General features: G+C 70.4%; 13 protein-coding genes. 2 read left to right on the plus strand and 11 right to left on the minus strand.

Features of this window, described 5'->3' with window-relative positions; translation table 11 throughout:
- Positions 1-33: 33 nt before the first annotated feature.
- The 10 genes from WH07_RS18160 to WH07_RS18205 form a co-directional block, all read right to left on the minus strand.
- Positions 34-714 (minus strand): HAD family hydrolase, encoded by a 681-nt coding sequence (locus WH07_RS18160; protein ID WP_052744453.1) that lies wholly within the window; start codon positions 712-714, stop codon positions 34-36.
- On the minus strand, positions 711-1238 hold the full coding sequence (locus tag WH07_RS18165; protein WP_052744454.1) for a phosphoribosyltransferase: 528 nt from the start codon (positions 1236-1238) through the stop codon (positions 711-713). Before WH07_RS18165 ends, WH07_RS18160 begins: the two co-directional genes overlap by 4 nt.
- Positions 1235-2281 carry an adenylosuccinate synthetase gene (locus WH07_RS18170; RefSeq protein WP_046501088.1) on the minus strand — a complete coding sequence of 349 codons (1047 nt, stop codon included), beginning with the start codon at positions 2279-2281 and terminating at the stop codon, positions 1235-1237. The genes WH07_RS18165 and WH07_RS18170 overlap by 4 nt, the downstream gene beginning before the upstream one ends.
- The gene (purB, locus tag WH07_RS18175; protein WP_046501089.1) at positions 2278-3654 is read right to left on the minus strand and encodes an adenylosuccinate lyase; all 1377 of its coding nucleotides are present in this window, start codon (positions 3652-3654) and stop codon (positions 2278-2280) included. The genes WH07_RS18170 and purB overlap by 4 nt, the downstream gene beginning before the upstream one ends.
- Complete coding sequence (guaB, locus tag WH07_RS18180; RefSeq protein ID WP_046501091.1) at positions 3651-4802, minus strand: IMP dehydrogenase; 1152 nt, start codon at positions 4800-4802, stop codon at positions 3651-3653. The genes purB and guaB overlap by 4 nt, the downstream gene beginning before the upstream one ends.
- Positions 4803-4862: 60 nt before the next feature.
- Positions 4863-5456, minus strand: a complete 594-nt coding sequence (gene folE, locus WH07_RS18185) for a GTP cyclohydrolase I (RefSeq protein WP_046501092.1) — start codon at positions 5454-5456, stop codon at positions 4863-4865.
- 1 nt (position 5457) lies between these two features.
- The gene (locus WH07_RS18190) at positions 5458-6138 is read right to left on the minus strand and encodes a 7-carboxy-7-deazaguanine synthase QueE (RefSeq protein WP_079023328.1); all 681 of its coding nucleotides are present in this window, start codon (positions 6136-6138) and stop codon (positions 5458-5460) included.
- A gap of 82 nt (positions 6139-6220) precedes the next feature.
- Positions 6221-6586, minus strand: coding sequence for a 6-pyruvoyl trahydropterin synthase family protein (locus WH07_RS18195; protein ID WP_046501093.1), 366 nt, complete (start codon positions 6584-6586; stop codon positions 6221-6223).
- Positions 6587-6983: 397 nt separating this feature from the next.
- Positions 6984-7913: an ADP-ribosylglycohydrolase family protein gene (locus WH07_RS18200; RefSeq protein ID WP_046501095.1), complete on the minus strand. Its 930-nt coding sequence runs from the start codon at positions 7911-7913 to the stop codon at positions 6984-6986.
- 211 nt (positions 7914-8124) lie between these two features.
- On the minus strand, positions 8125-9336 hold the full coding sequence (locus WH07_RS18205) for a glycosyltransferase (RefSeq protein WP_046501096.1): 1212 nt from the start codon (positions 9334-9336) through the stop codon (positions 8125-8127).
- Between the two features lie 445 nt (positions 9337-9781).
- Between WH07_RS18205 and WH07_RS18210 the strand changes: the two genes are divergently transcribed.
- On the plus strand, positions 9782-10471 hold the full coding sequence (locus WH07_RS18210; protein WP_106409610.1) for a glycosyltransferase family protein: 690 nt from the start codon (positions 9782-9784) through the stop codon (positions 10469-10471).
- 48 nt (positions 10472-10519) lie between these two features.
- On the opposite strand, the gene WH07_RS36300 is transcribed toward WH07_RS18210, so the two are convergent.
- The gene (locus WH07_RS36300; protein ID WP_052744456.1) at positions 10520-11293 is read right to left on the minus strand and encodes an Imm21 family immunity protein; all 774 of its coding nucleotides are present in this window, start codon (positions 11291-11293) and stop codon (positions 10520-10522) included.
- A gap of 472 nt (positions 11294-11765) precedes the next feature.
- Between WH07_RS36300 and WH07_RS18220 the strand changes: the two genes are divergently transcribed.
- Complete coding sequence (locus WH07_RS18220; protein ID WP_046501100.1) at positions 11766-12200, plus strand: VOC family protein; 435 nt, start codon at positions 11766-11768, stop codon at positions 12198-12200.
- The last annotated feature ends 897 nt before the right edge of the window (positions 12201-13097 follow it).

Genomic DNA, 13097 nt, shown 5'->3' on the forward strand with positions numbered 1-13097 from the left:
CGCTCCGCCGGTCACGCAGGCGGCTTGACTTCGTCATTGAGACTCCTCCGCTGCGGTGAGGACCAGTTCGGCGAGGCCGGCGACCGACGCTAGCAGCACATCCGGTCCGTCCGGCGGAGCCGACGGCAGCATGCCGCCGTTTCCCGTACGGACACCGACCACGACCGCGTCCAGCCGGCGGCCGAGCGTGATGTCGGCCGGCGTGTCCCCGACCACGAACAGCCGCTCCGCGGGCCGGTGCCCGAGACGGTCGAGAGCCCGGCGGGCCAGCACCACCTTGGCCTCCGCGTCCGACAGACCGGTGTCCGAGCCGGGCAGGTCGTCCCGGGTCATGACCTGCCCGAAACAGTCCTCCACGCCGTGCGCCCGCAGCAGCTCACGCGTCTGCTCCGTACCGACCCACGAACTGACCAGCGCCAGCCGCACCCCGGCCGCCCGCAGCGCGCCCAGGGCCGGCACGGCCCCCTCGTACAGCGACCCGTGCGGCATGTAGCGCCGTACGACGTCGTCCACGCGGTCCAGCACCCGTACCTTCCCGATGCTCAGGGAGCCGCTGGTGATCGAGGTCCAGTACGGATAGCCCAGGATCTCCGCGCGGGGCGGCGGCTGCGCCCGGGCCTCGTCGTGCAGATCGAGGATGAAGCGGTGGAACATCTCGTAGAAGTCCAGCAGGGTGCCGTCGCGGTCCAGGACGACGGTGACGGGGGCCGTCACCGGGGTCCTTCGAGGACATCGGCCGTTTCCTCGGCGCCGGGAGGCAGCTCCCACGGGAAGACCGTCCAGTCGTCCACCTCCACGGCCAGGAAGTCCGGACGGCCGCGCGAGCCGATGTTGCGGACCACGACCGCCGAGCGCACGCCGGCCGCGCCCAGCCCGCGTACGGTCTTCTCGGCCAGGGCCATGGTCCCGCCGTCGCCCATGATGTCGTCGACGATCAGCACCCGCTCGCCGGTCAGCGGCCGCTCCGGCACCACGTAGTCGAGCACCGCCTCACCGCGCTCGCTGTAGCGGGAGTTGGAGCTGTTGCGGGGAATGCCGAGGATCCGGAAGTCGGTCACACCCAGCAGGTTCGACAGCGCGACTGCGGGCGGCAGCCCGCCCCGGGCGATGCCCGCGATGACCGTCGGCGCGAAGCCGTCGGCCCGTATGTCCCGGGCGAGGCCGTCGAGCATCCGGCCGGCCTCGGCCCATCCGATGGTGAGCAGCTTCTCGCGCCGCCATACCGGAACCGCGTTCACCTGGCACCTCCCGTGCGGACCCAGCGGTCGATGACATGCCCACTGCCGGGGCCGGTGCCGATGAGATCCACGGGACGTTCCAGTCCTTCCTCGATGTGTTTGACGAACTCCCTCGCGGCGTCCGGGAGTTCGCCGCCGTCCTGTCCGAGGACCGCCGGGTCCACCTGGTCCAGGAAGGTCAGCGCGATCCTGGACGGCCGGTTGATCCGTACCGCCTCCCGTGCCTGCGCCATGTCGAAGCCGCCCACCCGGCGGCGCCGCCCGGTCACCGTCCCGTACTCCACCACCCCGAGCCGTTCCGCCTCCCTCTCGTCGATCTCGGTGGGGAAGGGCCCGGCGCCGACCCGGGTCGGATGGGCCCGCAGTACCAGGACGACCTCGTCGACGGCGAGCGGCCCGAGACCGGCGTCGGCGGCGGCCGTACTGGCGGTCGAGTCCTTGCCGACGGTGTACGGATACGTGCCGAACAGCACGGACAGGCCGAAGCCGTTGGTCCCCTCGACCACGACCCCGTCGCCCGCGTCGACGGCCCGGTTCGCCTCCTCCGCAGCGTCGGTGAGATAGGGCGCCAGCTCGGGGATGTCCTCGGCGCGGCGGGCCGCGCGCATGGCCCGTCCTGCCAGCGCCGGGCCGTGCCCGCTGCCGGTGCTGCGCACCTTGTCGCGCAGCCCGGCGTCGGCCTGTTCGGCGGCGAGGTGGGCGGGGTCGATCACGGTGGCGCGGTAGTCGACCCCGATCCGGCCGGCCACGCCGTTCTCCTCGATCTCCCGCAGCAGCACCTCCGGGCGGATCAGCACGCCGGCGCCGAGCAGCAGCCGGGTGCGCGGATTGACGATCGCGCTCGGTACCTGGCGCAGCCGCAGGGTGCGCCCCTCGTGGACCACCGTGTGTCCCGCGCCCGGGCCGAGGCCGGCCCGTACCGCCACGGCGGGATCGTCGCGCAGGGCGAGATAACTGGAGATCTTGCCCTTGGCCTCGTCGCCCCACTGCCCGCCGACCACGATCGTGGCCCGCGTGTCTCTCTTGCCTGTGGTGTCCGTCATCGCGCTCCTTCCGCCGCCGGGACGGCGGCCAGCACCCGTTCCGCCCGCCGTACGGTCTCCCGGGCGAGGGACTCGCTCGCACCGGCGTCCGGCGCGGTCTTGGCCAGTTCCGCCAGTTCGGCGGCCGGTATCAGGGCGGTGACCGCCGGGTCGTCCGCCAGTACCTCCAGCAGGTCCCGGCCGGCGGCCGCGGCGTCGGCGCTGGCGCGCTGCAACGTCCGGTAGCCGGCCAGCCGTTCCGTACCGCGCTCGATCAGGGTCAGCAGCACCGCCTCGCTGAAGAACGCGTTGCGGGACAGGGCGAGGTTGGCGTCCATCCGGTCGGGACGCACCCGCAGATCGCCGACCACCGCCGTCGCCACCGTCAGCATCTCGTCGAGCAGCACGCCCGTCTGCGGCAGGGTGAAACGCTCGTTCGCGGAGTTGACGAGATCGCGCTCATGCCAGGTCACCACGTTCTCCAGGGCGGGCCCGACCAGGGACCGCAGCAGCCGGGCCAGACTGCAGACCCGTTCGCAGCGGACCGGGTTGCGCTTGTGGGGCATGGCCGAGCTGCCGATCTGGCCGCCCTCGGCGAACGACTCCGCGACCTCGCCGATCTCGGTGCGCTGGAGGTTGCGGATCTCGGTGGCCAGATTCTCCAGACACGCGGCGGTGAGCGCGGCCCAGCAGACGAACTCCGCGATCCGGTCCCTGGCCACCGCCTGCGCGCTGATCTCCGGCTCGGGCAGCCCGAGCAGCTCCAGCACCTCGCGCTGCACCCGCGGCCCGAGCGGTCCGAGCCCGGCGAGGGTGCCCACCGCCCCGGCCACCTTGCCCATCACGGCACGGGCCCGCAGCTCGTCCAGCCGGACCACACAGCGCGTCAACTGGTCGAGGAACACCGCCAGTTTGAAGCCGAAGGTGATCGGCTGCGCGTGCTGGCCGTGCGTACGGCCGATCATCAGCCGCTCGCCGTCCGCGCCGATCCGGTCCCGCAGGGCGGCCAGCAGCCCGGTCAGCCGCTCCCGCAGCAGCCCGATCGCGCCGTCCGTCTGAAGAGCCAGTGCGGTGTCGAGGATGTCGCTGCTGGTGGCGCCGAAGTGCACATATCTGCCGTACGGTCCGCAGGACTCGGCGAACACCTGCACCACGGAGAAGAGTTCATGACCGCTCGTACGCTCGGAACGCGCGACGGCGGCCAGATCGGGCACATACTCCCGGGCCCGCAGCGCGATATGCCGGGCCGCCTCCGCCGGGATCACCCCGTGCCGGCCCTGGACCTCCGCCAGCGCGCCCTCGACCCGCACGAACAGGCCGTAGCGCGCCGGGTCGGTGAACAGCGCCCGCATCCGCTCACTGCCGTACCGGCCGGTGTCCACCGGTGTTGTCATTTGACCGCCGCCGCGTAGTCGAGCGGCACCTGCTCGGCACGCCCCAGGGCATGCGGCCGGCTCTCGGCCAGCCCGGCCGGGGTGACCCGGACGAACTCCGCGCGCTCCCGCAGCGCGGCCAGATCGTGCGCGCCGGAGTAGCTCATGCCCGAGCGCAGGCCCCCGAGGAACGGACGCAGGGTGGCCGCGAGGCTCCCGCTGTACGCGAAGGTCGCCTCGACGCCCTCCGGGGTGTACTCGTCCAGTTCCTCGCGGCTGACCTCCTCGCCGCGGGCCCGCTTCAGGGTCAGCCGCATGCCGAAGGTGACAAAGCCCGTACTGACCTTGGCCTTGCGCCCCTCGTGCTCGACCAGCTTCGCCTCGCTCTCGTCGGCACCGGCCAGGGCGCTGCCCAGCATGACGGCATGGGCCCCGGCCGCGAGCGCCTTGACCAGATCGCCGGGTGCCTTGATGCCGCCGTCGGCGATCACCGGGATCCCGCTCCGTACGGCCTCCTCGGCGCAGTCGAGCACGGCGGTGAGCTGCGGCACCCCGCTGCCCGCCACCAGCCGGGTGGTGCAGATGCCGCCGGGGCCGATGCCCACCTTGACCACGTCGGCGCCCGCGTCGATCAGATCCCGGGTTCCGGCGGCCGTCGCCACATTGCCGGCGATCAGGGTGGTACGGGGGAAGCGGGCGCGCAGCTCCTCCACCACCTTGATCACATAGTCCGCGTGGCCGTGCGCCACATCGGTGACAAGGACGTCCGCGCCTGCCGCGACCAGTAGTTCGGCGCGTTCCCGGTAGTCGTCGACGACCCCGACCGCGGCGGCCACACGCAGCCGTCCCTCCGCGTCGAGCGCCGGACTCCGCCCGAGGGTGCCGGTGGCCACGGGCGCGGCCTTCACCGCCGCTATCTCGGCGGCCTGGTCCTCGGCGGTCTGCATACGGTGCACGACCCCGAGGCCGCCGAGGCGCGCCATCGCCTCGGCCATCCGGGCCCCCGTGCACCAGGGGGTGTTGGCGGACAGTACGGGAATGCCCAGCGCGACGTCACCGCCGAGCGTGGTGTCCAGGCGGGTCGCCGAGCGGCTCACCACCGAGGTGCGCTGCGGCACCAGCAGGACGTCGTCCAGGCTGAGTCCCGTACGGATCTCAGGTACGGCCATGCCGAACTCCTTGGTCGTGGCGGGTGTTGGGACCGGGCGGCCCGGCGGGGGCGGCCCGGTTCACAGGCTCCTCGGGAGGACCATGGCCACGACCTCCTGGCGGGCCGGGCCGTGCTCCTCGAAGACACCGTTGAACACCGAGGACGTCATCAGGGCCGGGGTACGGATCCCGCGCATGCTCATGCACAGGTGCTCGCCCCGCGCCAGCACGGCCACGTCCTCCGAACCGGTCACCTCGGTGATCTCGTCCGCGATGTCACGCACCAGGCGCTCCTGCACCTGGAGCCGGTGCGCGTGCCGGTGCGCGATCCTCGCGAACTTCGACAGGCCCAGGACCTCCCCGCGCGGCCGGTACGCGATGGTCACCGAGCACGAGAACGGCAGCAGGTGGTGTTCGCAGAGCGACCAGAGCTGGATGTCCGACACCAGGACGGTCTGGCCGTCGGTGTGCAGCGGGAAGAGCGTGCCGACCTTCCCCGGGTCGTAGCCGCTGAACTCCCGCCACCAGCGCGCGAACCGGGCCGGAGTGTCCTTCAGCCCGTCCCTGTCCGGGTCCTCCCCGATCTCGATCAGCAGACGCCGGGCCACGTCCTCCAGCGGATCGCGACCGTCCGCGGGCTCCTCCTGGAGCACATCGACTGCCGTAAATGTCACCTCATACGCCTCTCCTGTCGCCCCAGAGGGCGACATGCATTCGGGTCGTCAGGTTCCAGCCCCGGGCGATGACGTCGTCGCCGAGCGCCACGAGATGCCGCGACACCTCGTCGGGCGTCCGGCCCTCGGGCATGATCCAGACCGGGGTGGTGCCGTGGCGCTCGACGATGGCGGCCACCTCGTCGAGGTCGGCGGTGGTGCGGCAGACGAATTTGAACGCGGTGCCGGGCAGGGCGGCCAGCGCCGCCAGCGCCTCGGGAACGAGCCTGCGCTCCTCCCGGTCGCCCGAGTGGGACAGCTTGGGCGAGACATTGAACCGCACCCCGGTGGCGGCGAGTTCGGGCCGGGGCACGACCGTTCCGTTGCTCTCGATCTCGATCCGGTGGCCGGCGGCGGTCAGCGCGCGCAACAGCGGGAGCAGCCGCGTCTGCTGGCTCAGCGGCTCGCCGCCGGAGACCACCATCAGCGGCACCTCGTACGCCCGCAGCCGTTCGTACACCTCCTGCCAGGGCATGGGGTGCAGCTCCTCGTGGGGCACATACGCCCGGCCCGTGTCGCCGACACCGGTCCAGTCCCAGGTGTACGGGGTGTCGCACCACCGGCACGACAGATTGCAGCCGCCCAGACGAACGAACGCGCAGCGCTCACCCGCGGAGGGGCCCTCTCCCTGGACGGTCCTCAGGTGGGGCCGAAGATCTCGTTGACCACGAGCTTCGACTCCACGACGGCATCACCCCCGTTCGCCGCGCCTTCCCCGGCGGCGGTCACGGGCGGTACTCCGCCCAGGTCTTGGCCGTCTCGCTGATCCGTACCCCGCTCAGCTCCGGATACCGGGACACCCACCGCTCGTACAGCCACCGCGAGAGATGCTCCGCGGTCGGATTGACCCCCTCCAGCACCTCATTGAGATGCCGGTGGTCGACATCGCTGTCCAGCCACTTCTTGAAGTCGCCGAGGTCGCCGTAGTCCCGTACGAAACCGATCTCGTCCAGCCCGTCCCCGGCCGCCGAAAGCTCCAGCTCCACCACATAGTTGTGCCCGTGCAGCCGCCCGCAGGGATGCTCCTCGGGCAGCCCGTCGAGCCGGTGGCTCGCGGAGAAATGAAACTCCTTGCTGATCCGAAAACCCATGTCAGACCTCCCGCCCCGATGGTGCCGACGCAGCCGCCCGGGCCACATCACGGCCACCACCGTGAGACACCCGCCGGGACCACCGAGACACAGGGCCCGAGCCTGCCGAGAGACACCGCGCTCCGGACTTCGCCGGCCGGCCCGAACGCGGTTCGCGGCGCGACCCCCCCCCACGTGCCCCACGCGGCGAGCGGCAAGTCGGTCGTCGGCGTCAACACCGACTACGTGGACACCGCCGAGGCGGGCGTCGTTGGCCGCGCAGGGTGGCGCGCTGGAGGATGCGTTTCAAGGGGGAGCGGAGGTCGAACTGATGGACACTGGTCCGGATGAGCTGCGTCAGTTCGGGATCGCTCGCCATCGCCGCGTTCAACCAGGCACACCGACCGCGCGGCCCGGTTCAGCCTCCGAGGCGGTGCGCGAGGCGGAGCAGATCCGCCGAGCGCAGCACCCGTCCGCCGAACCCTGGGAGGGGGACATGGAGCGGCTGGGTCCAGCGGGCGGGGATCGCGTCCAGCCCGTAGTACGCCCCCGCGAGGCCTCCGGTCACTGCGGCGACGGTGTCTGTGTCACCGCCGAGGTCGATCGCCGCGCGTATCGCGTCTTCGAAGCCGGTGGTGGTACGCACGGCCCAGACGGCGGACCCCAGACAGGGCCAGACGGCACCGTTGAACTCGGTCGCCTGATCGGGGTGCCAGTCGGGCGCGAGGACCGTGGCGTAGCGCCCGCGGTGGTCGGGATGGACAAGAGCCAGGATGTCCGGGAGCGCGGTGAGGGGGTCGGTGCCCTCCAATGTGACACGGATGAGTTCGTGGAAGATCGCGGTGCCTTCCCAGGCCGCGCGGTCGCCGTGGGTGAGGGCGGCGATGCGGCGGGCCGCGTCCATGGTGGCTTCCTGGCCGGCGGAAGCGAAGTGGACCGCGGATGTCGATGCCCGCATCAAGGAGCCGTTGCCGGCGGCTCGCCGGTTGACCTGGAAATGGATCGCGGCGGCGAGGTCCCAGGGCATGCCGTTGGTCAGGACGTCTTCGGTCTGCAAGCCGATGTCCTTGGGTTCCGATGCCGCCCACCGCTGGAAGCGGGCGAAGATGTCCGGCAGATCGAGTCCGCCCCGATCCAGCAGGGATTCCGCGACCAGGACGGCCATCTGCGTGTCGTCGGTGGCCTCGCCCGGGTCCCAGCCGCCGCCTCCGCTCATCTCGCCACCGGCACCAGGCACGGGAAACCGCGCGGAGAACGCGCCCGGGGCGCCGAACTCGAAGGGGCCACCCAGGGCGTCCCCCACCGCGGAGCCGATGACCGCGCCGGCCGCCCGCTGCACTCGCTTCATTCGCGCAGGCTATCCGTGCCGCCTCGGCGGTGTCCTCGCCCGGGCCGCCACGCCGAACGCCTCCCCCGACAACGGCGCACGTGTCGAGGCCCTCAGCACCTGGTTCGGCACAGGTACCCCGCGCGACAACCGACGCGGGCCCGCCGGTCGGTGGCGTACCGGCCGGCGGGCCGTCGAGGCGGTCCCTACGGGGCGCCCGGGGCGTCCTCGTTCACCGGAGGGCGTCGAACAGCATGCTCGCGGCCACCGCCGCCCCGTCGGTGCGGATCTCGGTGCCCAGAGCCTTCGCCCGCGCCCGGGTCTCAGGCGCCAGGGCCGTCTTGAACGCGACGCCCAGGGACTCGACGGTCGGAGCCGGGTCATCGAGTGCCGCGCCGATGCCCAGGTCCGCCACCCGGCCGGCCCAGTACGGGTTGTCCGCCAGCCGGAGAGCCACCACCACGTGCGGCACGCCCGCCCGGGCGGCCGTCAGCGTCGTACCCGCACCGCCGTGGTGCACCACGGCGGCCACCCTGCCGAACAGACGCTGTTGGTTGACCTCACCGATGGCGAAGCAGTCGTCCCGGTCGTCGATCAGGTCCAGGTCCGCCCAGCCGCGGGAGACGAGTACGCGGTGACCTTGCGCGCGGATCGCCTCGATGGCCTTGCGGGCGATGTCCGGCGACGGGCGCATGCTGCCGAAGCCCACGTAGACCGGCGGCGCGCCCGCGTCCAGGAACGTCAGCAACTCGGCCGGGAGCGGGCGTTCGTCCGCCAGGGTCCACGCACCCGTCTGTATCACGTCGAGGCCCGGGGTCTCCCGCCACGGTCCCAGGACCGGGTCCGCCGCCAGCCACGGCTGGTCGGTGAAGACATGGTCGCGGACGTTGTCCACGGGCGGCAGACCGATCGATGCCCGGTGACCGTTGAGCGTCTCACTGAATTGCGCGTTCACGTTGTGGGCGTCCAGCGCCCACAACGCCCGGTTGTCGTTCATCTCCGGCTCCGGCTCCGCCCAGCCCGGCCGTGGCGGTGGCGCATGGTGTGGTGACGGCAGATTGACCGCTGAATAGCTCGCGTACACGTAGCGGATGCCCGCGGCCTCGGCCACGGACCGCGCGGCGATCTGCGCCAGGCCGGCCGCCACCAGCGCGTCACATCCGTCTGCCGCCGCAGGGAAGACGTCGAATTGTGTGTCGACCATCTCGGTCCGGTACCGGGACAGATCCGCCGCCGACGGCAGAGTCGTCCCGCGCATCAACTCCCGCACCGGTGGCCCGACCGGCACCAGTTGTATTCCGATACCCGCCAGCTTCTCCGCGAACTCCTCGTCCGGCGGGGCGCACATCCGCACCTCCACGCCGAGCGCTTGCAGCCGCACCGCGAGTGCCACCAGCGGTTCGACATCACCACGCGTCCCGTATGTGGACAACAGCACCCGCATTCCGCGTCCTCTTTCGTTCTGGCTTCGCATACGTTTCGGCCCGTGCCCGCCCAGGCTTCGAGCGGTCCTCGTTGACGGCGATGTGTCGGCCGTAGCGGAGTGCGGCAGCAGTGTACGTCGCGTGGTACCGAACGCGGCGGTGGTCCCAGAACACCGAGGTGTCGGGCCCGTGCGCGCTTTGCCCTCGTCCAGGCGGATATGCAAGTAAGCTCCGCAGTACCGGAGTTGGAAGCAGCCGACGCGGGACAGGTGCCCGGCCCCACTGACGGTCTCGTCGATCAACGCTCCCTCTCGCGTGGAGCCGTCCCGGGTGGCTACGGTGAGCGCCGACGTGCTTTTCAGGCCGACGGTACGGCGTCGGCCCTGGGCCGCCCGTACCCGGCAAAACGTGCAAGGTTCCCGATCGTCAACACAATCTGAGGGCCACTCAATGCATAGTTCGTCCGTGCCCGTCCCTGATGTTTCGGTCATTTTGCCCTGCGCCGGATTCGGCACGCGTTTCGGGGCGCCGTACTCGAAGGAGCTGCACTGTCTGGCTCCCGGGGTCACAGTGCTGGACCGCAGCCTGGAGGGCGTCGTCGAACTGGCCAAGAGCGGACTCAACGTGCGCCTGGTCGTCGTATTCAGGACCCATAAGCTGGACACGGTGAGTTATCTCGCGCGCTACGCCGAGACCTTCCAGATTGTCTTCGTTTACCAGGACGAGTCGTTCGAACCGGGGCTCGACGGGGCGATCCGGTCCGCCCTGCCGATAACGCGGGGACCGGTGGCCCTTGTCCTGCCTGACATCGTTGTCAGTGGTACGGGCAGTGTCGGCAGTCTTCTCGCCGCAGTGCGACAACTGGACGTGGCGGGTTGGAGCGTAGTGGCCGCCGAAGAGCGAGACCCCGACACACTGCAACAGATGGGCGCGCTGGCCGTGGCCGAGGAGAGCGGCGTGGTGACAGTCGGGGCGGCCACCGACAAGCCGGCGGATCCTTCGGGCTTCAACGCGTTCTGGGGCATGGTGGCAGTCACCGAGGAAGAGGCACACCGTCTACCTGACGTGGTGAGCAAAGGAGCGGACAGCCCACTGACCGGTGCGGTCGCTCTCATGGTGGAGCGAATCGTCAACTACAACACGGCTGCGGGCTGACTCGCCGGACGCCGACGCGGCAGACCTCGCGGGTCGCCGCACGGGATATCAAGTACCGGCGGTTGGCAGGAGCTGGACCCCTGCTGGCAGGAGTTGGACCACGCCGGCCGATGGGGACACGCCTTTCTCGTAAAACACGCGGACTCTCCACCGTCCCGCGGGCACGGGCACCGGGGCTTCCTCCGGCTGACCCCTGCCGTCCGGGTAGGGCACGCCTAGGGTCTTTCGTTTGGATCTGGCTGGATCAGGGAGCGCCCGCCGCGGGAGCGGCTGATGTCTGCGTTGGTGGCGTGGATCGCAAGGCGGAGGAGGGAGCCCACGCGGAGGGGGTACCTCCCACGCCCTTAAGGCTGTGGGGGAGTAGGCGACTGACGACAACGCCGCGAGGCGCGGTGCCGGGGCCCGCGAGCCCAGCAAGATCCAAACGAGAGGCCCTAGGTCTTCGCCGGCCTCGGCCGAGTCCATCAGAACCGCCGGGCCGTCGGTCTCCCAGATCCCGCACTCCTCCTCCCACGGCGTCGCCTCATCGCCCAGGACGGCAGCGGCTGCGGCGACCAGTTCGGCTTCGGATTCGGCGCGGACGCACCGCACGAAGGCCCTGTGTTCGGGCAGGTAGCAGGTCGTGGCTGGTCCGTCTCCCAGCACCAGCACGGACGCGCTCCCGGCATCCCCCAGGCTGATCACTTCGGCGTACTCGTCGACGGCGCAGGCCCGGTCGTAATCGTCCGGTTGGTCGGTGCCACCGACGATGATGCCGTCCTCTGTGCAGCCGCTCCACTGGTGCAGCATGGACACAGGAACGACGATCAGCGGGCCGCCCATGGTTCACCCAAGTCAGGCCGAGCCTGCGGCGATTGGTGTTGACGCTGTCACCCATGTGCGCAGTCTGCCTTGATCCTTGACAGGGCGGGACGACGGTCCGCTGGACTGAGCTCAACGCAGCACGCTGCCCAACGATCACCTCCGGCCCGCTTCGCCCGCGAGCTGCGCGGTACATCTGGTCACGCCCGGAACTCCTCAGCCACCAGCACCGCTGTGCCACTACAGTGCCGTGGCCATGACGGCACTTTCGTCCTTCATCTTCGTACGCCGCGTCGACGGGCTCCGATATCACTTTGAACGGGACGGCGAGCACAACGGCCGCGCCGCCTACCGCCGGGCGGACGGGAATGTGTGGTGTGTCTGGTCACCGACCGATGGCAAGCCCTTGATGTCCAGATCCCGCTGATCGCGCGCCACCAGCCAGGGTCGGGCCCGTGGAGGTGACGTAAGGTCCCGCCTCTACAATGGGCCAATGGTGTCGATCAAGCAGGTCCAAGTCACCTTCGACTGCGCAAAGCCTGAGCGTGTTGCTCGTTTCTGGTGCGAGGTGTTGGGTTACGTCGTACCGCCGCCACCGGAGGGGTTTGCTACCTGGGACGATTACGATCGCTCGCTGCCGGCTGAGCGTCAGGGTGCGGCGTTCGCATGCGTTGATCCCTCAGGTGTGGGCCCGCGGCTGTTCTTCCAGCGCGTTCCCGAAGGCAAAGTCGTCAAGAATCGGCTGCATCTCGACGTGCGGGTCGCCACCGGGCTCGTGGGTGAAGAGCGCGTCGCCGCACTCGAGGCCGAATGCGCACGGCTGATCGCGCTCGGCGCGGTACGCGTGGAACTACTGCGTGCCGATGGCTACAACGAGTCGTGCCTCGTGATGCAGGACATCGAGGGCAACGAGTTCTGTCTCGACTGAGGGGCTGCAGAGGGAAACCGGCAGGAGGGTGACCCTCCTGCCTGCTCAGGGCCGCATTCTGATCGGGAAGTTGGAACTCGGCTGCGGCAACCTGCGCGTTGCTTCGAGCTCGTCTCGTACGTCCCGACGTTCCCCGAGAGGGTCTCGAACCACCTCGTCGTCGCGCCGCGCGGTGTCCATGGCCTCACAGAAGGCGGCGACCCCAGCACGGACGCCCAGGGCGAGGGGGAGCACAGCTACCGCCGGGCTTTCCAGCTTCCCCAGGCCAGGCAGGCAAGAAGCGCGGCGATCGCATAGTCGTCGATACCACCGCGCCGGTTCGCCGTTGCGAAGGCGCCGATACTGAGAGCGGCAAAGAGGACGCTGAGGAGTGTCCAAAACCTGATCATGCTGCTCCCGGCTCATCAGGGCTGTAGGAGCCAACGTAGCTCCCGCCCGCCCTGTATACCGCCTCCTCCGGAGTGATTGGGCGAGATAGCTGTCACTTGAGCTGGAAAGCTGTCACTGGTGGGCCGCAAAGACACAAGAACGGCCGGCAACTGGCCAACTACGCAGGACACCGCCACACCTGACCGTCTCCGAACGGCCCGGCGAACCCGACGGAAGCCTCATCCTCGACGGCACCGGCTTCCTCAAGACGCACACGACGGCGGTGCGCTCGCGTGACGGAGTGACGGCGGGACGGCCGACGGATTCCGTGAGTACGGCAGGTGCCGGGCCCTGGCCAGAGAAGGACGAGCCGGAGCGCTATCGCCGGATCATCGGGCACGGGTACTCCCTCGCGACGGCCCGCACCAAGGTCGGGCGCATTCAGGAGTCCGAAGTAACCGGCGCCGACTCGTGCGGGCCACCGCTCCGGCTTCACCATCCACAAGTTCAAGGGGCCGCCGGTCCACA

It is taken from the genome of Streptomyces odonnellii (assembly GCF_000981895.1).
GTDB lineage: Bacteria > Actinomycetota > Actinomycetes > Streptomycetales > Streptomycetaceae > Streptomyces > Streptomyces odonnellii.

Excerpts from the sequence above, each read along its gene's own strand:
- WH07_RS18170 (WP_046501088.1), bottom strand. The coding sequence starts at position 2,281 with ATGACGGACACCACAGGCAAGAGAGACACGCGGGCCACGATCGTGGTC.
- purB (WP_046501089.1), bottom strand. The coding sequence starts at position 3,654 with ATGACAACACCGGTGGACACCGGCCGGTACGGCAGTGAGCGGATGCGG.
- guaB (WP_046501091.1), bottom strand. The coding sequence starts at position 4,802 with ATGGCCGTACCTGAGATCCGTACGGGACTCAGCCTGGACGACGTCCTG.
- WH07_RS18195 (WP_046501093.1), bottom strand. The coding sequence starts at position 6,586 with ATGGGTTTTCGGATCAGCAAGGAGTTTCATTTCTCCGCGAGCCACCGG.
- WH07_RS18200 (WP_046501095.1), bottom strand. The coding sequence starts at position 7,913 with ATGAAGCGAGTGCAGCGGGCGGCCGGCGCGGTCATCGGCTCCGCGGTG.
- WH07_RS18205 (WP_046501096.1), bottom strand. The coding sequence starts at position 9,336 with ATGCGGGTGCTGTTGTCCACATACGGGACGCGTGGTGATGTCGAACCG.
- WH07_RS36300 (WP_052744456.1), bottom strand. The coding sequence starts at position 11,293 with ATGGGCGGCCCGCTGATCGTCGTTCCTGTGTCCATGCTGCACCAGTGG.
- WH07_RS18220 (WP_046501100.1), top strand. The coding sequence starts at position 11,766 with ATGGTGTCGATCAAGCAGGTCCAAGTCACCTTCGACTGCGCAAAGCCT.